Source organism: Streptomyces sp. NPDC000345, assembly GCF_042898825.1.
In the GTDB taxonomy this organism is placed as follows: domain Bacteria; phylum Actinomycetota; class Actinomycetes; order Streptomycetales; family Streptomycetaceae; genus Streptomyces.
This window is the reverse complement of sequence record NZ_JBIAZE010000031.1, coordinates 1-21,232: the sequence shown is the minus strand read 5'-3', so window position 1 is coordinate 21,232 and position 21,232 is coordinate 1. Positions and strand designations below refer to the sequence as shown.

At 73.1% G+C, this 21,232-nt stretch carries 22 protein-coding genes and 1 riboswitch; of the genes, 11 read left to right on the top strand and 11 right to left on the bottom strand.

Annotation, left to right across the window (positions count from 1 at the left end; all coding sequences use genetic code 11):
* The first annotated feature begins 233 nt into the window (after positions 1-233).
* Positions 234-467, top strand: coding sequence for a bacterioferritin-associated ferredoxin (locus ACFY30_RS39245; RefSeq protein WP_390849933.1), 234 nt, complete (start codon positions 234-236; stop codon positions 465-467).
* On the opposite strand, the gene bfr is transcribed toward ACFY30_RS39245, so the two are convergent.
* The gene (gene bfr / locus ACFY30_RS39240; RefSeq protein WP_390849932.1) at positions 464-943 is read right to left on the bottom strand and encodes a bacterioferritin; all 480 of its coding nucleotides are present in this window, start codon (positions 941-943) and stop codon (positions 464-466) included. The two genes, ACFY30_RS39245 and bfr, sit on opposite strands and share 4 nt — an antisense overlap.
* 174 nt (positions 944-1,117) lie before the next feature.
* On the opposite strand from bfr, the gene ACFY30_RS39235 reads away from it, so the two are divergent.
* The gene (locus ACFY30_RS39235) at positions 1,118-1,750 is read left to right on the top strand and encodes a sulfite oxidase-like oxidoreductase (RefSeq protein WP_390655816.1); all 633 of its coding nucleotides are present in this window, start codon (positions 1,118-1,120) and stop codon (positions 1,748-1,750) included.
* Positions 1,751-1,769: 19 nt separating this feature from the next.
* Here the strand turns inward: ACFY30_RS39235 and ACFY30_RS39230 are convergent, their stop codons facing one another.
* The 6 genes from ACFY30_RS39230 to thiO all read right to left on the bottom strand — a co-directional run bounded on the left by ACFY30_RS39230 (position 1,770) and on the right by thiO (position 7,739).
* A complete protein-coding gene (locus ACFY30_RS39230; RefSeq protein ID WP_390849935.1) occupies positions 1,770-2,261 on the bottom strand; it encodes a DUF4396 domain-containing protein in 492 nt (163 codons plus the stop codon).
* Positions 2,262-2,335: 74 nt separating this feature from the next.
* Complete coding sequence (locus ACFY30_RS39225; RefSeq protein WP_390849931.1) at positions 2,336-3,214, bottom strand: deoxyribonuclease IV; 879 nt, start codon at positions 3,212-3,214, stop codon at positions 2,336-2,338.
* Positions 3,215-3,259: 45 nt separating this feature from the next.
* The gene (gene pknB / locus ACFY30_RS39220; RefSeq protein ID WP_390849930.1) at positions 3,260-5,200 is read right to left on the bottom strand and encodes a Stk1 family PASTA domain-containing Ser/Thr kinase; all 1,941 of its coding nucleotides are present in this window, start codon (positions 5,198-5,200) and stop codon (positions 3,260-3,262) included.
* A 375-nt stretch (positions 5,201-5,575) separates the two neighbouring features.
* A complete protein-coding gene (locus ACFY30_RS39215) occupies positions 5,576-6,370 on the bottom strand; it encodes a thiazole synthase (RefSeq protein WP_390849929.1) in 795 nt (264 codons plus the stop codon).
* Between the two features lie 5 nt (positions 6,371-6,375).
* The gene (gene thiS / locus ACFY30_RS39210) at positions 6,376-6,576 is read right to left on the bottom strand and encodes a sulfur carrier protein ThiS (RefSeq protein ID WP_390849928.1); all 201 of its coding nucleotides are present in this window, start codon (positions 6,574-6,576) and stop codon (positions 6,376-6,378) included.
* Complete coding sequence (gene thiO, locus ACFY30_RS39205) at positions 6,573-7,739, bottom strand: glycine oxidase ThiO (protein WP_390849927.1); 1,167 nt, start codon at positions 7,737-7,739, stop codon at positions 6,573-6,575. Before thiO ends, thiS begins: the two co-directional genes overlap by 4 nt.
* Positions 7,737-7,848, bottom strand: a riboswitch (TPP riboswitch). (Overlaps the previous gene by 3 nt.)
* A 55-nt stretch (positions 7,849-7,903) precedes the next feature.
* Between thiO and ACFY30_RS39200 the strand changes: the two genes are divergently transcribed.
* The 6 genes from ACFY30_RS39200 (at position 7,904) to ACFY30_RS39175 (ending at position 12,854) form a co-directional block, all read left to right on the top strand.
* Positions 7,904-8,254, top strand: coding sequence for a hypothetical protein (locus ACFY30_RS39200; protein WP_390849926.1), 351 nt, complete (start codon positions 7,904-7,906; stop codon positions 8,252-8,254).
* A gap of 32 nt (positions 8,255-8,286) precedes the next feature.
* A complete protein-coding gene (locus ACFY30_RS39195) occupies positions 8,287-9,534 on the top strand; it encodes an NAD(P)/FAD-dependent oxidoreductase (RefSeq protein ID WP_390849925.1) in 1,248 nt (415 codons plus the stop codon).
* Between the two features lie 117 nt (positions 9,535-9,651).
* Positions 9,652-10,017 (top strand): Rv2175c family DNA-binding protein, encoded by a 366-nt coding sequence (locus tag ACFY30_RS39190; RefSeq protein WP_390849924.1) that lies wholly within the window; start codon positions 9,652-9,654, stop codon positions 10,015-10,017.
* Positions 10,018-10,057: 40 nt separating this feature from the next.
* On the top strand, positions 10,058-10,705 hold the full coding sequence (gene thiE, locus ACFY30_RS39185; RefSeq protein WP_390849923.1) for a thiamine phosphate synthase: 648 nt from the start codon (positions 10,058-10,060) through the stop codon (positions 10,703-10,705).
* Between the two features lie 176 nt (positions 10,706-10,881).
* Positions 10,882-11,805 (top strand): methylenetetrahydrofolate reductase [NAD(P)H], encoded by a 924-nt coding sequence (metF, locus tag ACFY30_RS39180; RefSeq protein WP_390849922.1) that lies wholly within the window; start codon positions 10,882-10,884, stop codon positions 11,803-11,805.
* Between the two features lie 56 nt (positions 11,806-11,861).
* Positions 11,862-12,854 (top strand): hypothetical protein, encoded by a 993-nt coding sequence (locus ACFY30_RS39175; protein WP_390849921.1) that lies wholly within the window; start codon positions 11,862-11,864, stop codon positions 12,852-12,854.
* Positions 12,855-12,957: 103 nt separating this feature from the next.
* On the opposite strand, the gene ACFY30_RS39170 is transcribed toward ACFY30_RS39175, so the two are convergent.
* From ACFY30_RS39170 to ACFY30_RS39155, 4 genes are all read right to left on the bottom strand, one after another.
* Entirely contained in the window at positions 12,958-14,448 is a 1,491-nt protein-coding gene (locus ACFY30_RS39170) for a phytoene desaturase family protein (protein ID WP_390849920.1), read from the bottom strand.
* 480 nt (positions 14,449-14,928) lie between these two features.
* Positions 14,929-15,555, bottom strand: a complete 627-nt coding sequence (locus tag ACFY30_RS39165; protein ID WP_390849919.1) for a TetR/AcrR family transcriptional regulator — start codon at positions 15,553-15,555, stop codon at positions 14,929-14,931.
* A gap of 44 nt (positions 15,556-15,599) precedes the next feature.
* Positions 15,600-17,684, bottom strand: a complete 2,085-nt coding sequence (locus ACFY30_RS39160; RefSeq protein ID WP_390849918.1) for a YhgE/Pip family protein — start codon at positions 17,682-17,684, stop codon at positions 15,600-15,602.
* Positions 17,656-18,393 (bottom strand): ATP-binding cassette domain-containing protein, encoded by a 738-nt coding sequence (locus ACFY30_RS39155; RefSeq protein ID WP_390849917.1) that lies wholly within the window; start codon positions 18,391-18,393, stop codon positions 17,656-17,658. Before ACFY30_RS39155 ends, ACFY30_RS39160 begins: the two co-directional genes overlap by 29 nt.
* A gap of 193 nt (positions 18,394-18,586) precedes the next feature.
* On the opposite strand from ACFY30_RS39155, the gene ACFY30_RS39150 reads away from it, so the two are divergent.
* The 3 genes from ACFY30_RS39150 (at position 18,587) to ACFY30_RS39140 (ending at position 20,806) form a co-directional block, all read left to right on the top strand.
* Positions 18,587-19,150, top strand: a complete 564-nt coding sequence (locus ACFY30_RS39150) for an SAV_6107 family HEPN domain-containing protein (RefSeq protein WP_390849916.1) — start codon at positions 18,587-18,589, stop codon at positions 19,148-19,150.
* 217 nt (positions 19,151-19,367) lie between these two features.
* Complete coding sequence (locus ACFY30_RS39145) at positions 19,368-20,138, top strand: methyltransferase (RefSeq protein WP_390655833.1); 771 nt, start codon at positions 19,368-19,370, stop codon at positions 20,136-20,138.
* A 275-nt stretch (positions 20,139-20,413) separates the two neighbouring features.
* Positions 20,414-20,806, top strand: a complete 393-nt coding sequence (locus ACFY30_RS39140) for a DUF3040 domain-containing protein (protein ID WP_390655834.1) — start codon at positions 20,414-20,416, stop codon at positions 20,804-20,806.
* Positions 20,807-21,232: the final 426 nt, after the last annotated feature.

The window sequence follows — 21,232 nt, the reverse complement described above, 5'->3', positions numbered from 1 at the left end:
CGCCCGGGCCCCCCCCCCCACCCCTCCCCCGGCGGTGGGGGGCGCGGGGGGGTTGGGGCCGGGGGGCCCCCCCCGGGGGGCCCCCGCCGGGTGGGGGGGGGGGGGGCCCCCCAACCCCCCCCCCCCCCCCCCCACTCCACTTTTGTACTCCCGGCTGCCCGGGTAAGGTTAGGTTTGCCTCACCGATCAACGGGACGGCATCACTCATCGATCCCGGCGGGAGGTGGATCCGCGTGTACGTCTGCAGCTGCTTCGGCGTGACCGAGGCGCAGGTCCAGCAGCACGCGGACGACGGCGCCTGTACGCCCCGCCAGATCGCCTCCGCCTGCAAGGCCGGCACCGACTGCGGCTCGTGCGTACGCCGGATCCAGGCGATTCTCGGCCGGGGCGCGTGCCCCCGCCGTGAGCCGGCCGACCAGGGCCGGCCGCTCCTTGCCGGGCTCGAACGGCTCGACGAGGCGGCCTAGCTCTCGGGCTGCTCGATCAGCTGCGCGATGTAGAGGGCCTCACCGAGCTTCTCCAGCAGCTCCAGCTGGGTGTCGAGGTAGTCGATGTGGTGCTCCTCGTCCGCGAGGATCGACTCGAAGATGTTCGCCGACGTGATGTCGCCCTTCTCCCGCATCACCTTGATGCCCCGCCGCAGCCGGTCGATCGCCTCGACCTCGACCTGCCGGTCGGCCTCGAACATCTCCTTGACGTTCTGGCCCACGCGCACATGGAACAGGCGCTGGTAGTTGGGCAGCCCCTCCAGGAACAGGATCCGGTCGGTGAGCACCTCCGCGTGCTTCATCTCGTCGAAGGACTCGTGCCGCGTGTACTTCGCGAGCTTCGTCCAGCCGAGGTTCTCCTGCATCTTGGCGTGGAGGAAGTACTGGTTGATCGCGGTGAGCTCGGCGGTGAGCTGCTCGTTGAGGAACTCGATGACCTCGGGGTCGCCCTGCATCGCAGAGGCTCCTTCCACGTGGGGGTCGGGGAGGTTGCCGCCGCATGATTTCACCGGCGCAGAAGATCGTCCAGTAAGTGTGTACTTAGTAAGTTGGTGCACGCTTAGCCGGTGTTGCCCGATTCGGGACATGGCCGGTCATGTGCACTGTGTCGGGTCTGTCAGGATGGAGACATGGGTCAGCCGGTGGAGCGCGAATCTGGAGAAGCAGCACCGTCCGAGCTTCCGCCGGGGCAGCGACTGCAGCGGGGCTGGCCGGTCACCCACTACGGCCCGGTCCCCAAGTTCCGGGCCGAGCGCTGGGAGTTCCGGGTCTTCGGCGCCACCGCCGACGGTGAGAAGCGCTGCTGGAACCACGAGGAGTTCACGGCCCTGCCGTACACCACCGTGGTGGCCGATCTGCACTGCGTGACGAAGTTCAGCATGCTCGGCGCCGAGTGGGGCGGGATCCCGGCCCGGACCGTCCTGGAGATCGCCCCGCCCGCCGCCGACGTCACCCATGTGATGGTGTGGGCGGAGTACGGCTTCAGCTCCAACCTGCGCCTCGCGGACTTCGCCTCCGAGCGCACGATCTTCGCCACCCACAAGGACGGCGAGCTCCTCACCGCCGAGCACGGCTTCCCGGTCCGCCTGGTCGTCCCCCACCTCTACGCCTGGAAGGGGCCCAAGTGGGTCCGCGGCGTGGAGTACATGACCGCCGACCGCCGGGGCTTCTGGGAGGAGCGCGGCTACCACAACATCGGCGACCCCTGGCAGGAGCAGCGGTACTCCTACCAGGAGGAGCCCGGGGACGGCCCCGAGCTCTGACTCCCGGTGTCCACGCCCGTCAGTGGTGGTACCGGTGCACCACCGCGTGCCCCTTGCCGCGCCCGATCATCCACTTGTTGACCGGCACGGTGACCACGAAGGCGATGACCAGCGAGATCGCGAGCGAGGCCCAGAACAGGACGTCGGCGAGCTCGGCGTCCATCGCGTCCGGCCACAGCGCGATCACGCCGTTGTCGATCAGCTCCATCACCGCGATCGACAGGGTGTCCGCGGCCAGCGCCACCCGGAGGGCGGCACGGAAGCCGAGGCCGGCCTTCAGGACCCCGCGCAGGGTGAGCGAGTAACCGAAGAAGAAGGCCAGGACGATCGCCAAGGCCGTGGTCGGCACATTGCCCCAGCCGAGCGCCGTGCCGATGACCATGCCGAGCACCTCGCCGATGGCGCAGCCGGTGAGGCAGTGCAGGGTGGCCTGCGCGGCCGTGGCCCAGGTGCTGCCGGCGGCCGGCGCGTGCCGGTGGTGAGCGTGTGCCGTGTGCGCCTCGTGCTGCATGATGCCCCCAATGTCGGACGACGGTTCCTGCACCGACAGGAACCGTATACCCCCCAGGGGTATTCCTGAACGGGTCACATCTCGCGGAGTTTCTTCAGCCGCTCCACGTCCGCCGCATGCCCCTCCTTGCCGCCGGGGGTCTCGATGACCAGCGGCACGCCCTCCGTGGCCGGGTGGGTCATCAGGGCGCGGAACGGGTCCTCGCCTATGTGACCCGCGCCGATGTTGGCGTGCCGGTCCTTGTGGGCGCCCACCACGTCCTTGGAGTCGTTGGCGTGGATCAGCTTCAGCCGGCCCTCCCCGACGGTGTCCACCAGCAAATCGAGGGTCCGGTGCATGCCGGACGGGCCGGTCAGGTCGTGCCCGGCGGCGAACACATGACAGGTGTCGAGGCAGACGCCGAGCTTCGGATGGGCGTCCAGCGCCTCGAAGTACGGCCCGAAGTCCCAGGTCCGGGAACACAGGGAAGCGCCCTGCCCGGCGGTCGACTCCAGCAGCAGGAACGGGTCGTCGTCATGGGTCAGCTCGTCCAGCAGCGGCAGCAGACGCTCCCGCACCTGCCGCAGCGCCACGGACCGCTCCCGCCCGCCCGTCGCGCTCCCCGTGTGCACGACCACTCCCAGGGCGCCGATCGCCCGCCCCCGGCGCAGCGAGTGGCGCAGCGACTCCACGGACCGCTCCACCGTCGCCTCGGTGTGCGAGCCGAAGTTGATCAGGTACGGCGCGTGGACGTACGCCGGGATCGACTCCGCCGCGCAGCCCTCCCGGAACGCCTCGTCCTGCGCCGGGTTCCCGGCCGGGGTGGCCCAGCCGCGCGGGTTGGCGACGAACACCTGGACCGTCTCGGCCTTCAGGTCGTGGGCGTACGACAACCCCACGGAGTGCAGTCCGCCGGCCACGGGGACATGGCCGCCGACGGGGTTGCGGGAGGGGAAGGGGCGTTTCTGACTCACCCGTTCAGGGTGTCATGCCCCGGGACCCGCCCCGCCGCCGCCCGGTCACCGGATGGTGATCGTGATCGTCGACCCCTTGGGCGCGGTCCCGCCGCCCTCCACCGACTGGCTCTTCACCGTGTCGCCGAACAGCCCGAGCAGCCCGCGGTCCTCCTCCACCTCGAATCCGGCGGCCTCGAGCGCGTCCTTCGCGTCGTCGACGCTGTCGCCGACCACGTCCGGGACCTCGACCATCTCCGGCCCCTTGGACAGGGTCAGCGTCACCGTGTCGCCCTCGGCGACCTGCTTGTCCGCATCCGGCGACTGGGCGGCGACCTGGCCCTTGTCGAACTCGGAGTTGATCTCCTCCGAGGAGACCTCCACCTTCAGGCCGGCCTCCTCCAGCTCGGCCCTGGCGTCCTCCAGGTCCTCGCCGGTGACGTCCGGGACGTCGACCGGGCTGCCCTTGCTGACGACGATCGCCACCGCCGAGCCCGCGCGCCGCTCGACGCCCGCCCCGGGGCTGGTGCTGACGACGAACCCCTTGATGACGTCGTCGCTGAACTCCTCGGTGACCAGCCCCGGCTCCAGGCCGTCCGACTTGAGCAGTTCCCTGGCCTTGTCCAGCCGGGAGCCCGTCAGGTCCGGCACCTTCACGGTCTGCGGGCCGTCGGAGACGGTCAGCGTGACCGCGTCGTGCTTGCGGATCCTGGCGCCCGGCTCCGGGTCCGTGCTGATGACGCTGCCGCGCTTGATCGTGTCGCTGTAGGCGTGCTCGACCTTGCCCACTTCGAGGCCGGCCGCCTCCAGCCGCTTCTCCGCCTTCGCCTGGGACTGCGTCAGCACCGCGGGGACCTTGGTGAACTGACCGGAGTTGATGTACCAGACGCCGGCGCCCACCCCCAGCACCAGCAGCACGACGGCGAGGACCGCGAGCGTTCCGCCCCGGGGCCGCCCGGTCCGGCGCCGGGGCGGCAGGGGCGGAGGGCTCTGGAACCGGGACGTGCGGTGGACGGAGCCGCCGTCGCCGGGGACGTCGTCCTCGTTGACCGGCAGCGGTCTGGGCACGGTGAGCGAGCGGGGGATGACGCTGGTGCGGTCATCGGCGTTGTCGTGCGCCGCGGACACGGCCTGCGGGGGCAGCGCGTCCAGCTGTTCCTCGCTCAGCGCGCCCCGCGCGTCCCGCACCTGCGCGAGGAACGCGGCGGCGTCGTGCGGCCGGACGGCCGGGGTGCGGGCGGTGGCCGAGGCCACGAGCTCGTCCAGGACGAAGGGCAGCCCCGGCACGGCGGCGGAGGGCGGCGGCACATCCTCGTGGAGGTGCTTGTAGAGCACGATCGCGGGGGAGTCGCCCTCGTGCGGCTTCTCACCGGTGAGCATCTCGTAGAGCACGACACCGCACGCGTACACGTCGACGCGGGCGTCGGCGGCACCGGACTGCTCGATCTGCTCGGGCGCGAGATACGAGACGGTCCCGAGCACGGCCCCGGTGGTACTGGTCACGGTGTCCACGGACCGCACCAGCCCGAAGTCCGCGACCTTGACCCGCCCGTCGTCCCCTATCAACACGTTCTCGGGCTTCATGTCCCGGTGCACGAACCCGGCCCGGTGCGCGGCGCCGAGCGCGGCGAGCACGGGCTCCAGGATGTCGAGCGCGGCCCTCGGCTGGAGCGCCCCGCGCTCGCGCAGCACGTCACGCAGGGTGCACCCGGCGATGTACTCCATGGCGAGATACACGTACGACCCGTCCGCGCCCTGGTCGAACACCTGGACCACGTTGGGATGCGCGAGCCGCGCCACGGACTTGGCCTCACGGATGAACCGCTCGACGAACGACCCGTCGGCCGCGAGCGCCGGGTGCATCACCTTGAGCGCGAGCACACGGTCGAGGCGGGTGTCCACGGCCCGATAGACCGTGGCCATCCCGCCCACCGCGATACGCGCGTCGACGCGATACCGACCGTCGAGCACCTGCCCGACCAGAGGGTCCTGAAGGGTCGTGTCCACGCAGCGAGTCTACGAGCCACCACCGACACCTCCACGGCTTCCACCCCTTCGGAGCAGGACTGCAGCCGACCTGTGACGCGAACCCCGCTCCGAAGGCGAAGGCACCCCCGCGAAAGCCCACCCACACCCCCTGCCCGCACCACGGCCGGGGAGGAACCACGACCGACCGGCCGAAAGCCGGCGGTGGACCGGGCGGGCCCGCGACGGGCCGGGGAACGGCCCTCGGGGCCCGCGACGGGCCGGCGTCGGCGGTCGCGTGGCCCGCGGTGGGGTGCCCGCAGATGGTGCGGCCCCCCGCGGGCGAGGTTCACCTCTCGACCGGTGGGAAGCGGGTGGTGCGCGGGTGGGAGAGGGACGACGGGACCGGTCCGGCGGTCAGAACGCGGGGCGCTCGGGATCCAGCACGGCCAGGCCCTCCGCGGGAGACGACGCCTCGGCGAAGTAGCGCCGGGGGATCCGGCCCGCCAGCCGGGCCAGCCGTCCCGCCTCGACACCGGCCCGCATGGCGCACGCCATCCGCTCGGGATCCGCCGCCCGCGTCACCGCCGACGCCAGCATCACCCCCGCACACCCCAGCTCCATCGCCAGCGCCACGTCCGACGCCGTACCGGCCCCCGCGTCCAGGATCACCGGCACCCGCGCCTGCTCCACGATCAGCTGGAAGTTGTGGGGATTGCGGATCCCGAGCCCCGACCCGATCGGCGACCCCAGCGGCATCACCGCCGCGCACCCCACGTCCTCCAGCTTCCGCGCCAGCACGGGATCGTCGTTCGTGTACGGCAGCACCGTGAACCCGTCGTCCACCAGCGTCTCCGCCGCCTCCAGCAACTCCACCGGATCCGGCAGCAGGGTCCGCTCGTCGGCGATGACCTCCAGCTTGATCAGCTCGGTCCCCAGCGCCTCCCGCGCCAGCCGCGCCGTCAGCACCGCCTCCCCGGCCGTGAAGCACCCCGCCGTGTTCGGCAGCACCCGGATGCCCAGCCGCTCGAGCACCGACAGCACCGAACCCCGGACGGCGGGGTTCACCCGCCGCATCGCGACCGTCGTCAGCTCGGTCCCGGACGCGACCAGCGCCCGCTCCAGCACCTCCAGGCTGGGCGCACCCCCGGTACCCATGATCAGCCGGGACGAGAAGGACGTACCGCCGAGGAAGAAGGGATCGTCGGCCACGGCGCTCATCCTCCCTGCACGGCGGTGAGGACTTCCACGCGATCACCCTCGGAGAGTGCCGTGGCGGACCACCGCGCGCGCGGGACGACCGTTTCGTTCAGCGCGGCGGCCACCCCGGAGGCCGCCGGCGTCAGGGACCGTACGACGCTGTCGAGGGCCGTACCGGGAGCGACCATCTGCCGCTCGCCGTTCACCGAGATGTTCATGCGGGCAGCTCCGTGAGGACGGCGGCACCGAAGCGCCGGGGTGTGAAGGGAAGGGCCTCGTCGGGGAGTTCACCGGTGGCCAGGGCGTGCGCCATCACGTCGCCGGTCACCGGGGTCAGCAGCACCCCGTTGCGGTAGTGCCCGGTGGCCAGCAGCAGCCCGTCCAGCCGGGTCGGCCCGAGCAGCGGCGCGTTGTCGGGGGAGCCGGGGCGCAGGCCCGCGCGTGTCTCGACCAACGGCAGTTCCGTGATGCCGGGGACCAGTTCGTGCGCGTCGCGCAGCAGCTCGTACACGCCCCCCGCCGTCACCGTCGTGTCCCAGCCCAGCTCCTCGCTCGTCGCGCCCACGACCAGCTCGCCGTTCTCCCGGGGCACCAGGTACACCTGACTGCCGCGCACCACGGCCCGCACGGTACGGCTCAGGAACGGCGCGTACCCGGGCGGCACGGTCAGCCGCAGCACCTGCCCCTTCACCGGCCGCACCGGGGGGAGCACGTCCTCCGGGACGCCCGCCAGCCGCCCGCTGAGGCTGCCCGCCGCGAGCACCACCTGCCCCGCCCCCAGGGCCGTACCGTCCCCGGTCACGACCCCCACGGCCCGCTCGCCCCCGACCGACAGCCGCTCTGCCCACGCCCGGTGGAAGACCACGCCCGCCCGCTCGCACGCGGTGACGAGCGCGTCGGCCAGCCGCCGCGGATCGATCTGGTGATCGCCGTCCACCCGCAGCCCGCCGCGCACCCCCGGTGCGAGCATCGGCTCCAGGCGCCGGCACTCCCGCCCCGTGAGCCACTCCGAATCCAGCCCCGACCCGGCCTGCAGCGCGTGCAGCTCCCGCAGATGGGCGCGGTCGTCGGCGTCCAGCGCGACCGCGAGCGTGCCGCACCGGCGGTAGCCGAGGTCCAGCCCGGTGACCTCCGTCAGCTCGGCGGCGAAGTCCGGGTAACGGCGGGCCGAGGCCAGGTTCAGGCCGAGCAGGGTCTGCTCGCCGTGGTGCAGTTCGGTGACGGCGGCCAGCATCCCGGCGGCCACCCGCGCGGCCCCGCCGCCCGGCTCGGGGTCCACCACGGCGGTGGCGAACCCGCGCTGCGCGGCCCGCCACGCCGTGACGAGCCCGATGATCCCGCCCCCCACGACCAGGACGTCGGATGTACGTGTACGCGACATGGGCGTCCAGCCCCTCCCTTCGCCGGCATGACCCGGATCAGGTTCGTACGGTCGGAGGCCGCCAGCCTCCCTCTCAGCCCGGTGCGTCCGGGCTCCCGCGAGTGCTCTACGTTGGCCACACCCTAGCCCGTGGTTCCGCGCACCTGTAAAGGGAGCCTTTCGTCATGCACCGCTCGCTCGACGGTCTCGTCCTCGCCCCCGTCGCCGACCAGGCCCCGGGCCAGGTCGGCACCCGCACCCGCTTCGCCTACCGCGAGCGGGACGGTGTGATCTGGGCGGACTACGCGGGCGGCGACGTCGTGCGCGGCCATCTCGTGGGTACCCGTCAGGGGGACCGTCTCGACTTCCGGTACGTCCAGCTCAAGCACGACGGGTCGACGTCCTCGGGGCACTGCGTCTCGACGGTCGTGGAACTGCCCGACGGGCGCGTGCGCCTGGAGGAGACCTGGTCCTGGGAGTCGCAGCAGGGCAGCGGCACCAGCGTTGTGGAGCAGGTCACGGAGCAGGACGGCTGACTGACGAATCGTCACATGTCTAGGGTGATCGGGTGAGTGAGCAGAGGCGGGAAGAAGACAGGCCGGCGGGGCGGCGCGTGGTCGTCGTCGGCGCGGGCATGGCCGGGGTGCAGACCGCGGTCGCCCTGCGGGAACAGGGCTTCGACGGCACCGTGACACTGATCGGCGCGGAGCCCCACCAGCCCTACGACCGGCCCCCGCTGTCCAAGGCCGTGCTGCTCGGCAAGGCCGAGGGCTCCGCGTTCGAGGTCGACTTCGAGAGCCTCGGCATCGAGCTGCTGCTCGGCCGCGAGGTGCTCGGCCTGCGCGCCGCCGACCACGAGGTGGACACCGAGGCCGGGCCCGTCCCCTACGACGTCCTCGTGCTCGCCACCGGTGCCGAACCGATCCGGCTGCCGGGCGCCGAGGGCGTGCCCGGCGTCCATCTGCTGCGCACCCTCGACGACGCCGAACGGCTGCGGCCGGTGCTCGCCCGCCAGCACGACCTCGTGGTCGTCGGCGCCGGCTGGATCGGCGCGGAGTTCGCCACCGCCGCGCGCGAGGCCGGCTGCGCGGTCACCGTCGTGGAGGCCGCCGACCGGCCCCTCGCCGGCGCCCTGCCGGCCGAGGTCGCCGCCCCGATGACCTCCTGGTACGCCGACGGCGGCATCACCCTGCGCACCCACGCGCGCGTGGAGCGTGTCGAACCCGGTGCGGTCGTCCTCGACGACGGCTCCCGGCTGCCCGCCGGCGCCGTGGTCGTCGGCATCGGCGCCCGCCCCGCCACCGCCTGGCTGACCGGCTCCGGCGTCGAACTGGGCGCGCACCACGAGGTCGTCGCCGACGACCGGCTGCGCACCTCGGTGCCGGACGTGTACGCGGTCGGCGACTGCGCCTCCTTCCCCTCGGGGCGGTACGGCGAACGCCTCCTCGTCCACCACTGGGACAACGCCCTCCAGGGCCCGCGCACGGTCGCCGCCAACATCCTCGGAACGGCCACGGACGAGCCCCCGGTGATCTACGACCCGGTGCCGTACTTCTGGTCCGAGCAGTTCGGCCGCTTCGTCCAGTACGCGGGCCACCACGCGGTGGCCGACCGCATGGTGTGGCGCGGCGATCCGGCCGGACCGGCCTGGAGCGTGTGCTGGCTGCGGGAGGACCGCCTGGTGGCTCTGCTGGCGGTGGGGCGCCCACGCGATCTCGCCCAGGGCAGACGCCTGATCGAGGCGGGCAGGCGCATGGACGCGGAGGCACTGGCGGATCCGGGCCGGCCCTTGAAGACCGCGACTGCGCCTGCCTGAAGCGGCGCGGGCCGTGACACGAGCGGCTCCGCCGCGTGGGCGCGACCGGTCCCCACGGCGCAGCACCCGGAGAACGGCCATCGCGGCCCACCCGGACATGCGCCTACCCTTGACCCCGTGACCGAGATTGACGCAAAGACCGATGCTCTCGTACCCGCCTGGCTCACCGTGCCCGACATCGCGGAGATGCTCGATGTCGACGTGATCCGCGTGCGACAGCTGATCAAGGAAGGCCAGCTCATCGCCGTACGCCGTGGTGAGAACCGCGCGCTGCACGTCCCCGCCGCCTTCATCGACGGGGACAAGGTCGTCAAGGGCCTGTCCGGCACCCTGACGCTCCTGCGGGACGACGGCTTCACCGACGAAGAGATGCTGGAGTGGCTCTTCACGCCCGACGAGAGCCTGCCCGGCACCCCCGCCCAGGCCCTCAGCGAGAATCGCGGTACGGAGGTGAAGCGCCGCGCCCAGGCGCTCGCCGTCTGAGGCAACCGGTAACGACACGACGGAACCACGGGGAACACCGATGACCGACACCGCCCGCGCCCGCCTCGCGGACGCCCGTCTCTACCTGTGCACGGACGCCCGCACCCGCCAGGGCGACCTCCCGGAGTTCCTGGACGCGGTTCTCGCGGGCGGCGTCGACATCGTGCAGCTGCGGGACAAGGGCATGGAGGCCGCCGCGGAACTGGAGCACCTCGCCGTGTTCGCCGAGGCCTGCGCCCGGCACGGGAAGCTGCTCGCGGTCAACGACCGCGCGGACGTCGCCCACGCCGCCGCGGCCGACGTCCTCCACCTCGGCCAGGGCGACCTGCCGGTCCCCGCGGCCCGCGCCGTCCTGGGCGACGACGTCCTCATAGGCCGCTCCACGCACGCCGAGGCGGAGGCCGAGGCCGCCGCCGTCCAGGAGGGCGTGGACTACTTCTGCACCGGCCCCTGCTGGCCCACCCCCACCAAGCCGGGCCGGCACGCCCCCGGCCTCGGCCTGGTCCGCCACACGGCCGCCCTGGGCACGGACCGGCCCTGGTTCGCGATCGGCGGCGTCGACCTCGGCAACCTCGACGAGGTGCTGGAGGCGGGCGCCCGCCGGGTCGTCGTCGTCCGGGCGATCACCGAGGCGGACGATCCGGGTGCCGCGGCGGCGGAGTTCGCGAAGCGACTGCGCGACGTCTGACGGCCCCGGGCCCGTGCGTTGCGGGTCCGTCGGTCCCGGGTCCGTCCGTCCCGGCCCGACGGTCCCTGCGGCCGTTCGGCCGGACGCCTGTCCGAAGGGTGGACAACAAGCCGACAATCCGGGCAAATATCCGTCATCCGGTTGGGTGACCGTCGGCCCCTGGTTAACCTGCGGGTATGGCCCTTGGAACCGCATCCACCAGGACGGACCGCGCACGCACCGTGCGCGACATCCTGGCCGCCGGCAAGACGACGTACTCGTTCGAGTTCTACGCGCCGAAGACGCCCAAGGGCGAGCGGAGCCTGTGGGAGGCGCTCCGCAGGGTGGAGGCGGTCGCGCCGGACTTCGTCTCGGTGACGTACGGTGCCGGCGGCTCCACCCGGGCGACCACGGTGAGGGAGACCCAGCAGATCGTCGTCGACACCACCCTCACCCCGGTGGCGCATCTCACCGCCGTGGACCACTCCGTCGCCGAGCTGCGCAACATCATCGGCCAGTACGCCGACGCCGGGATCCGTAACATGCTGGCCGTGCGCGGCGACCCGCCCGGCGACCCGATGGGCGACTGGGTCCCGCATCCGCGGGGCCTCACCTACGCCGCGGAGCTCGTCCGGCTCATCAAGGAGTCCGGCGACTTCTGCGTGGGCGTCGCCGCCTTCCCCGAGATGCACCCGCGTTCCAGCGACTGGGACACGGACGTCTCGCACTTCGTCGACAAGTGCCGGGCGGGCGCCGACTACGCCATCACGCAGATGTTCTTCGAGCCCGAGTCGTACCTGCGCCTGCGTGACCGGGTGGCGGCGGCCGGCTGTGACACCCCGGTCATCCCGGAGGTGCTTCCGGTGACGAGCGTGAAGATGCTGGAGAGGCTGCCGAAGCTCAGCAACGCCTACTTCCCGGACGCCCTGAAAGAGCGGATGCTCACAGCCAAAGACGATCCGGCCGCTGTACGCTCGATGGGCATCGACTTCGCCACGGAGTTCTGCGCACGGCTGCTGGCCGAGGGAGTGCCCGGACTGCACTTCATCACGCTCAACAACTCCACGGCGACGCTGGAAATCTACGAGAACCTGGGTCTGCACCACCCGCCGCAGGCCTAGACCGGTCGCACCCACATACGACACACTGCGTAGCGGCCACTGGGAGAGGGGCGTACATGGGCTGGACGGTCCTCTACATCGCGTTCGGCATCGTCGCGCTGTGGCTGCTCGGCGAGGTGCTGCTGCAGTACAAGGCGCGCCTGCGCTGGCGGCTGCTGGCGTTCGTCGGCTTCCTCGGTGTGGTGCTCGGTGTCCTGATTCCGTCGGTGATCGTCATCGGACTGGGCGCGGCCGCCTTCGCGGTCGGCCAGACCTACGTCACCCTCTCCTTCCGCCGCGGCTTCGCCGAGGGCTGGGCCGTGCGGCGCGGCGACGCCGAGGGGGCGCTCCCCAAGGGCCTGTCCCGAAGCCGCCGCGGCAAGGCCGAGCGCCAGGATCCGACCCTGGAGGTCACCGACCTGGACGGGGGCGAGGCCACCGCTCATCTCGACGGCGCCGAGGGCTCCTTCGGCGGCGACAGCCTCGGCTACGGCCAGGACAAGGGCGCCTTCCGCGACGACGACTACGACCACGACGACGTGTTCACCCCGGCCGCCCGCGCCACGCAGGCCTCCGCGGCCGAGACCACCGTCTACTCGCCGCAGCCCCTGCCCGACGACACCAACGCCTACGGCATATACAGCGACTCCGCGTACGCGGCCGCCACCGGACAGGCCCAGGACCAGTACGCGACGGCCGCCCAGGGCGCCGACCAGACCTTCGGCTACGACGGCTACTCCGGGTACAACCAGCAGCAGTACGGCTACGACACCACCGGCCAGCAGCAGTACGCCGCCTACTCCGACCCGTACATCGGCACCCAGACCTACGGCGGCGGCACCTACGACGCCGGCTACGACCAGCAGCAGTACGGGCAACAGGGCTACGGCCAGGAGCAGTACGGCACCGGCGGCTACGGCGAGACGCCGGCCGGCGGCGTCTGGGTCCCGCAACAGCGCAGCACCGACGATTCGTTCGGCGGCGAGCTTCCGCCCGAGCAGCAGTACCCGTACCAGGGTGACGAGCAGCAGGGGCAGGGCAACGGGTACGACGACCAGTACCGGTTCTGACGCTCCGACGCGCCGTACCGATACGCACCGGCCCCCCGCCGCTCCCGGGCCGGTCCTAGGGTCCCGGTGACCGGGGCGTCACGGAGGACCCGCCGCCGGACGCTCACTGCGAGCCCCGGAACTCCGGCCCCTCCACCACCAGTCCGGCCACCAGCGCGCCCGACATGCCCGCGTGAGGGAGCCCGCCTCCCGGGTGCGACCAGCCTCCGGCGGTGAACAGCCCCGCCACGCCGGTCGAGTTCGCCGGGTGCAGCAGCCGGCCGCCGGCCGCCGCCAGCGCCGGCGCCGGGACGGCACCGCCCGCGGCGCCCGTCTCCTCCGCGATGTCGGCGGGGGTGCGCACCTCGCGCCACAGAACACGCTCGCGCAGATCCGGCACGGCCCGCTCGGCGGCCCTGAGCAGAGCCTCCACGTGCTCCTCGCCCGGCTGCGACCCGGCGGGGACGACGGCACTCAGCGTGACCGCCTCGTGGTCGCCGTCCGGCACCAGCGCCGGGTCGCCCGGCCGCAGCACCGTGACCGTCGGCCGCGCGGGTACCCCCGGCGCCGCACCGAAGAGGCTCTCCAGTTCGCCCGCGCGGTCCTCGGTGTGCACCACGGTCCGGTGCGCGGTGCCCTCCGGCCGGCCGCCGCGCAGCGCCAGCAGCACGGTCAGCCGGCTGGGCAGGCCCTGCTGGGGCGCGACCTCGCCCTCGCCCCGGAGCGGAAGCCCCGCGGCACCGCCGGGCGCGACCACGAAGTCGGCGTCCACCACCTCGCCTCCCCCGGAGCCGGCACCCTGGGCCAGCTCCACGCCCGTCGCCCGGCCGTCCTTCTCCAGGACCCGGGTGACCTCGGCGCCGAAGACGAACTCGACCCCGCGCGCCAGACACCGCTCGTACACCGCGCGGGCCAGCTCCCGCAGACCCCCGCGCACGTACCACGTGCCGAAGGCGTGCTCCATGTACGGCAGGACGGCCGCGCTCGCCGGAGCGGTCCGCGGATCGAGGCCGTACGCCAGAGCGTGCCCTTCCAGCAGCGCGGCCAGCCGGGGTTCGCGCAGCTCCCAGGCGCCGACCTCGGCGAGCGTGCCGGCCCGGCGGGTGCGCAGCAGACGCTTGTGCGGCACCGCGGGATAGGGCTCACGGTCGGCCAGCACCCGCCAGTTCGGCCACAGGGGCTCCTCCAGCAGCGGGCGGCGGGTGCGGTCCCAGGTCTCGCGGGCCCGCACCAGGAAGTCGCCCCAGCGCTGCCCGGCGCCCGAGCCGAGCGCCTCGTCCAGGGCCGAGACGACGCCCGCGCGCGAGGCGTTCGGCAGGGACACCTCGGTGCCGTCCGCGAACACGTGCCGCGCCGACGGGTCGACCTGGACCAGCTCGACGCGGTCCTCCAGCGGCTCCTTGCCGGTCTTGACGAACAGGTCCCGGTAGACCGCGGGGAGGGTGAGCAGCCCCGGTCCGGTGTCGAAGCCGAAGCCGTCCCGCTCGAAGCGGCGCACCGCTCCGCCGTACGTGTCCGTACGCTCGTACACCGCCACCCGGTGGCCCGCGACGGCCAGCCTGGCGGCGGTCGCCAGCGCGCCCATCCCTGCGCCGATCACCGCAATCCGTGCCATGCCCGCGACTTTATCGGCCGCCGCCGGCCGTCACGCCGCCAGCCCGGCCGCCGCTCCCCGCGCCCCGGCTGCCCGAGGGGAGTACGGGCACGGACGCGATCGTGACCAGAGGCCCGCGCCGTGTTCTGAGCCTGAGCACGCAGCTCTGAGTACGCGTACCTAGAGGGTGAGTTGAGTACGCGCGCGGATGGGAGCAGGCCCGCGCGGACGGGAGAGTGGAGGCACGGAAAGGGGCGCGGCTCCGGCACCGGCGACACGGGGCGCCGGAACGGAGCGGCCCTCGATCCGCTCCTTCCGCCGGCCGGTTCGGCGGGAGCGAGGCACGGGGGGACCGCGGGGGAACGACCGCACGGGGGAACGACGGGGGGAACGGGGGAACGGGGGAGCACGAGGAAGCGCCGGTTCGTGGTGGCCCGCGGGGGACGCGGCCACCAGGGACCGGCGCTTCTGTGCGCCCGGCTCCGCCCGTCCGGGCCGGCCTCAGCGGCCGCCGCTCACCCGGCCCTGCAGCAGCCGTGACAGCGCCGCGTGGACGTCGTCCAGGGAGCGTTCCGGCTGGAAGGCCCGCCAGTCCAGGGCGGCCACCAGCACCATGCCGACCAGTGCCGCCGCGGTCAGCTGGACGTCGATCTCGTCACTGAACTCGCCTGCCTCGACACCCTCGCGCAGCACGCCCTCCACGACGGCCACCGCCTCCTGCCGCACCACCATGAGCGTGGACTGCCAGGCCCGGTTGGTGCGCCACAGCTCCGCCACGTACAGCTGGGTGAAGGACGGGTAGCGCTCGATGAAGACGAGCCCCGCGCGGACCATCGCGTCCAGGGCGTCGACCTTGCTGCCGCCCTCCCGCGCGGTGCGCTCGGCGGCCTCCCGCAGGGAGGCCGTGAGGAGGCCCACGCCGTGCCTCAGCAGTTCCTCGAAGAGGACCGACTTGCTCGCGAAGTTGTAGTAGACCGTGCCCTTCGCGACACCGGCCCGCTCGGCGATCTCGTCCACCGTGGTGGCGGAGAAGCCCTGTTCGGCGATGAGTGTGACGGCCGCCTCGTAGAGCTTCTGCCGGGTGGCCTCGCGGCGGGTGCGGCCGCCCGACGTGGTGCTGCTTTCCATGGTCCCGATTGTCACAGGAAGCCGACCTCCCGTATGCCGGATCCTCACAGGCTGAGTTCCGGGTGCAGCCGGTCCAGGGTCCACACCTGGCGACGGCGCGCCGACAGCGCGGTCAGGGCGAGGGCTCCCGCGGTGAAGAGGACGAGCACCGCGCACGCGTGCCACACCGGTCCGAGACCGCCGCCCGTGATGAGCCTGCGCAGCGCCTCGACGACGTAACTCATCGGCAGGAAGGGGTGGATGGCGTTGAAGAAGCCGGGGCTGGTCTGCACCGGGTAGGTGCCGCCCGCCGACGTCAGCTGCAGCATCAGCAGGGCCAGCACGAGGATCCGGCCCGCCGCGCCGAAGCGGGCGTTGAGCCACTGCACGAGGGCCGCGAAACACGCCGTCACCAGGAACAGGAAGCCCACCGTCCCGGCCGCGTGGGCCATCTTCAGGCCGATCGCCCAGTGCAGCACCGCCATCAGCGCCGTCGTCTGCAGCACCCCGACCGCGACGACGGGCAGCCAGCCCGCCAGCGCGATCCGCCAGGCCGAGGCGCCCGCGGCGAGCGCGCGCCGGTTCATCGGCGGGATCAGCATGTACGCCACCATCGCGCCCACCCACAGCGACAGCGGGATGAAGTACGGCGCGAAACCGGTGCCGTAGTTCGCCGCCTTGTGCAGGTCCTTGGAGGCCAGCTGCACGGGGTCGGCCATGACGGCGGTGCGCGCGTCGCGCTCCCGCTCGTCGTAGTCGGGGATCTGCTCGGCGCCGTCGTGCAGTCCGTCGGCGAGCCTTCCCGAGCCGTCGGAGAGCTTGAACATGCCGCCGTTGAGGTCCTCGGCGCCCGTCCTGAGCCTGCCGACGCCCTGGTTGAGGTCGCCGGCGCCGGTCTGGGCGGTGCCGAGGCCGGTGTGCAGCTCCGCGGCTCCCGCGGCGACCTTCTTCGCGCCCGTGTTCAGGGCGTTGATCCGGGTGACGGCGTCGTCGAGGTCCTCGGAGAGGTGCGGGCCGCGGTCGGCGAGGGCCTGCGCCTGCTCCTGGAGCGTGCCGAGGTGCGAGCGCATCGTCTTCAGGTCGCCGTCCTGGTCCGCGATCAGCGTGTTGAGATCGTCCGCGATCGTGGCGACGTCGGCCGCCGTGTCCCTGGCCTTCTTCAGGTCCGCGCAGGCCGGGTCGGGCAGGACCGGGTTCTCGCAGCGCGCCCGGTAGACGGCGGCCAGGGTGTCCGAGGCCGCGTGCGCGCCCTCGGCGGCGGTCGGCGCGGCCTTCACCAGGGTGTCGAGGTTGGCGCGGACCGCCGCGGCGGAGTCGGCGACCAGCTGCGCGGTGTCGCCGATGGCCTTCTCGTTGTCCTCCAGGAAGGGCCCCACCTTGCCCGCGACCCCGTTGACCCGGTCGGCGAGCGTCTGGGTGCCGTCCGCGACCTTCTGCGAGCCGTCCTGGAGGTCACCGGCGCCCGAGGTGAGCTTCTGGAGGCCCGTGGCCAGCGTGCCGCTGCCCTTCTGGGCCTCCGTCAGACCGTCGGCGAGCTGCTTGGAGCCCTTCTCGGCCTTGCCGATGCCGCCCTTGAGGTCCTCGGCGCCGTCGGCGGCCTTCGCGGTCGCGCCGTGGATGTCGGAGAACGACACGAAGATCTTGTCCAGGAAGGACCGCGAGGCCTTCGTGGAGGCGGCCGTGCGCACCTCGCTGAAGACCGTGCGCGAGATCTGCCCGACGATGTAGTTGTTCGCGTCGTTCGTGCGCACCTGGAGGGCACCGGTCTCCGGCGCGTCGCCCGAGCTGGAGGCGATCCGCGCGCTGAAGTCGGCCGGCACGGTCAGCGACAGGTAGTACGTCCCGTCCTCCACGCCCGCGCGTGCCTGCTCGGCGCTCACCTCACGCCAGTCGAAGACCTCGCTGTCGAGCAGGCCCTCGGTGATGTCGTCGCCGGCGGTGAGCCGCTTTCCGTCGGCCTTCGCCCCCCGGTCCTGGTTCACCAGGGCCACGGGGATGCGGTCGAGCCGGCCGTACGGGTCCCAGAACGACCACAGGTACAGCGCGCCGTACAGCAGGGGCAGCAGCAGAAGCGCGACCAGCGCGGCCCGCGGCAGCTTCCCCCTGCCGAAGCGGCGCAGCTCAAGCGCTGCCAGTTTCGGCGCGTGCATCGGTCTCCTCCTCCGTCTTCTCCTGCGTACGGGTGGACACCGTGGCGGCGCCCTCGGGGGCCTGCGCGCACACCGCCACGACGGTGGTGCCGGCCTCGGCGACGGACCGCAACTGGCTCCAGATCTCGCTGCGTTCGGTCTCGGACAGCTTCAGGTCGGTGTCGTCCACGCCGAGCAGCCGCGGCCGCCCGACGAGCGCGAGGGCCACCGACAGCCGCAGCGCCTCCAGCCGCTCCAGATCGCGTACGGCGGTCCGCGCGCCCTTGGGCAGGGACGCGCGGTCGAGCCCGGCTGCGGTCAGCGCGGCGTCGATCCTCAGTTCCGTCTCCGCAGCCCGCTCCGCACGTGGGCGCAGCAGGTCCCGTACGGACCCGGCGAACCGCCGCTGCAGCAGCGCCCGTTCGCGCAGGTGCTCGCCGACGGTCAGCGCCGGGTCGAGGTCGGTGACACCGGTGACGTGCGCGAGCGCGCTGACATGGCGCACGGCCGCCAGCTGCTTCGGCAGCCGTGCCGTGCCGACGGTCGCGGTCCCCTCGGTGGCCTTCATCCGCCCGGTGAGCGCGAGCAGCAGACTCGTCCGGCCGGAGCCGGACGGTCCCTCGATCGCGAGCAGCGAGCCGGGTTCGGCGTCGACGCCGATGCCCCGGAAGGCCCAACCGCGGGGACCCTTGAGGCCGAAGCCCTCGGCTGTGATGCGGACGCCGCTCACAGTCCCCCCTTGCGTTTCTGCTTGATTTTCCGCTGAACTCTTTGAACTGACTGGTCAGTGCAAAAACTAGCCCGAACTTTCGATCGAAGCAAAAGCCCAGGTCAGAACGGATTGTCAGTGGCATACCTCACGATGGGTATATACGGCACCACCTGACAGGGTGTGCCGTCACACAGACGACAGGAGGTTCGTCATGGCCAGCTACCACGCAGCCGCCGCCCACCGGCGCCGCGCCACCGGCCCTGCCCCCTCACTGACCGGCCCGGCGAGCGACGTGCACCCCGTGCTGCGCCGGACGACGGCCCCGCCCGCCGCCCTCGACCTGCTCGCCCAGGCCCGCGCCGGGCTGGAGGAGGCGGCCGTCCTCGAAGCGTCCAACGAGCGCTACGCCACGGCCCACCTCGCCGCCCTGCGCACCGCCGCCGCCGTACTCGCCGCGCGCGGCCGCCCCGAACCCTCGCCCCGAAAGCGGGCCCGCATCCGGAGCGCCTGGGAAGTGCTCCCCGAGATCGCGCCCGAACTCACCGAGTGGAGCGCGCTGTTCGCGTCGGGGGCCCGGCGCCGCGCCCGGGCCGAGGCGGGCATCCAGGGCGCGGCCAGCCGCCGGGACGCCGACGATCTGATACGCGACGTGGCGATGTTCATCCGCCTCGTCGAGCGCATGCTCGTCCTCCAGCCGGTCCTGCCGCAGCCCCGGCAGGACGGGGACGACCCGGGCGGCAGGGGAGCGGGGCGCACCATGCCGGACGCGGGCTGATCCACGGCCGCGCGGCCTGCCCGGATCCGAGACGGGTGCGGCGTCAGGGGTGGGCGGGCCTCGGCGGCCGCAGTGCCCGGGCGAGGTGCCGGAGGCAATAGGGTGGAAGGCGCCTGAAGCCTTCTTTTGGCCCGCCCGCGCGTCGGGCGGGACACGGGGAGGCAGCCCGTTCGCACCGCAGCGCAAGAGGCGGTGCCCCGCCGAGGAGTCAACTGCCGTGTCGGACCCGATGCGACCCCGCGCCTCCCTCCGTACCGCCGTGGTGTGGGAGGTCCTCCAGGACGCCCTCGAACGCCGGGTCAAGGCCACCGGCCGCGAGACGCTGGACGTCCTCGACACCGGCGGCGGCAGCGGCAAGTTCGCGGTGCCCGTCGCCCGCCTCGGCCACCGCGTCACCGTCGTCGACCCGAGCCCCAACGCGCTGTTCGCCCTGGAGCGCCGCGCCGCCGAGGCCGGCGTCGCCGACCGTGTGACGGGCGTCCAGGGCGACGCCCACGGCCTCTTCGACGTGGTCGAGCGCGGCCGCTACGACGCCGTCCTGTGCCACGGCGTCCTGGAGTACGTCGACGACCCCGCCGAGGGCGTCCGCAACGCCGTGGCCGCCCTGCGCTCCGAGGGTGTCCTCAGCCTTCTCGCCGCCGGCCTCGGCGGAGCGGTCCTCGCGCGCGCCCTCGCCGGGCACTTCAAGGAGGCCCGGCAGGCCCTCACCGACCCGGACGGCCGCTGGGGCAGCGGCGACCCCGTACCGCGCCGCTTCACCGCCGAGCAGCTCACCGGGCTGGTGGAGGGCGCGGGCCTCCGGGTCGGCGCCGTGCACGGCGTGCGGGTCTTCGCCGACCTCGTCCCGGGCGTCCTCGTGGACACCGAACCCGGCGCCCTGGACGCCCTGCTGAAGCTCGAGGAGGCGGCCGCCGAACTCCCCGCCTTCCACTCCGTGGCCACCCAGCTCCATGTGCTCGGTGAGACGCGGGGGGCCGACGAGGCCTGAGCCGCTCCCGGGGCGCGCCGCTGATCAGCGGCTGGGCCGCACATGGAGTACGCCACAGGCCCCCCGTTCGGGCGCTGTGCGCCGTATGATCGAGGGAGACCGCCCGGCATGACGGGTCGGCCGCCGGGGAATGGAAGCCTCAGCGGACCGGGACGCCCATGGCGGGCTCCGGTTGGCCAATTGGCGTAGAGGGGCGGGTTTCACGGGGGCGATTCCCTGCCTATCCTGAAGGGACCCCCGGGTCGCCCCGGCGACTGCACGATGAGGAGGACTCCGTGCCGCTCTCGGAGCACGAGCAGCGCATGCTCGAGCAGATGGAGCGAGCGCTGTACGCAGAAGATCCCAAGTTCGCGTCGGCGCTTGAGGGAAGCGGGCTGCGTACGTACACCCGGCGGCGGGTCTACCAGGCGGTCGCGGGCTTCCTCGTGGGTATCGCGCTCCTCATGGCCGGAATGGTCGCCAAGCAGGTCTGGCTCAGCGTGGTGGGCTTCCTCGTCATGCTGGGCTGCGCGGTTCTCGCCGTGACCGGCTGGCGCAAGGCCCCCAAGCCGGGCGAACAGCCCGCGGGTGCCCCGCACGCACGCGGTCAGGGACGGCCCAAGCGCTCGATGATGGACCGGATCGAGCAGCGCTGGCAGCGCCGCCGTGACGAGCAGGGCGGCCACTGACCCGGCGCCCCACCCCGTACCCACGCTGAGGGGGTGACCACCCACCGGGTGGTCACCCCCTCACGCATGCGCGCACGGTCGCCCGCCTCCGGCCGACGGCTCCGCCCCGCATGGGCCCAAGCTGCGGCCCACGCGTTCCATCGCCCCGACCTCCCGCGCGGCAGTGCCCCTCCGCTGAGCCGGACGGGTGCCGCTCGGACGCGGCATCGTCGGGCCTCTTCAGGACGGGCCGGGTCGCGGCGGCCGGGCCGGCTGTGGGCCGGGGGCTGGGGCGGGCAGCCTCCTCCGGAGCCGGACGGGTGCCGCTCGGACGGGCGGCACCGGCGAGCCGTTCAGGACGGGCCGGGTCGCGGCGGCCGGGCCGGCTGTGGGCCGGGGGCTGGGGCGGGCAGCCTCCTCCGGAGCCGGACGGGTGCCGCTCGGACG

Coding starts and splice junctions, on each gene's coding strand:
- metF (WP_390849922.1), top strand. CDS start 10,882: ATGGCCCTTGGAACCGCATCCACCAGGACGGACCGCGCACGCACCGTG.
- thiE (WP_390849923.1), top strand. CDS start 10,058: ATGACCGACACCGCCCGCGCCCGCCTCGCGGACGCCCGTCTCTACCTG.
- ACFY30_RS39160 (WP_390849918.1), bottom strand. CDS start 17,684: ATGCACGCGCCGAAACTGGCAGCGCTTGAGCTGCGCCGCTTCGGCAGG.
- ACFY30_RS39150 (WP_390849916.1), top strand. CDS start 18,587: ATGGCCAGCTACCACGCAGCCGCCGCCCACCGGCGCCGCGCCACCGGC.
- ACFY30_RS39230 (WP_390849935.1), bottom strand. CDS start 2,261: ATGCAGCACGAGGCGCACACGGCACACGCTCACCACCGGCACGCGCCG.
- ACFY30_RS39175 (WP_390849921.1), top strand. CDS start 11,862: ATGGGCTGGACGGTCCTCTACATCGCGTTCGGCATCGTCGCGCTGTGG.
- thiS (WP_390849928.1), bottom strand. CDS start 6,576: ATGAACATCTCGGTGAACGGCGAGCGGCAGATGGTCGCTCCCGGTACG.
- bfr (WP_390849932.1), bottom strand. CDS start 943: ATGCAGGGCGACCCCGAGGTCATCGAGTTCCTCAACGAGCAGCTCACC.
- ACFY30_RS39235 (WP_390655816.1), top strand. CDS start 1,118: ATGGGTCAGCCGGTGGAGCGCGAATCTGGAGAAGCAGCACCGTCCGAG.
- ACFY30_RS39170 (WP_390849920.1), bottom strand. CDS start 14,448: ATGGCACGGATTGCGGTGATCGGCGCAGGGATGGGCGCGCTGGCGACC.
- ACFY30_RS39165 (WP_390849919.1), bottom strand. CDS start 15,555: ATGGAAAGCAGCACCACGTCGGGCGGCCGCACCCGCCGCGAGGCCACC.
- thiO (WP_390849927.1), bottom strand. CDS start 7,739: ATGTCGCGTACACGTACATCCGACGTCCTGGTCGTGGGGGGCGGGATC.
- ACFY30_RS39200 (WP_390849926.1), top strand. CDS start 7,904: ATGCACCGCTCGCTCGACGGTCTCGTCCTCGCCCCCGTCGCCGACCAG.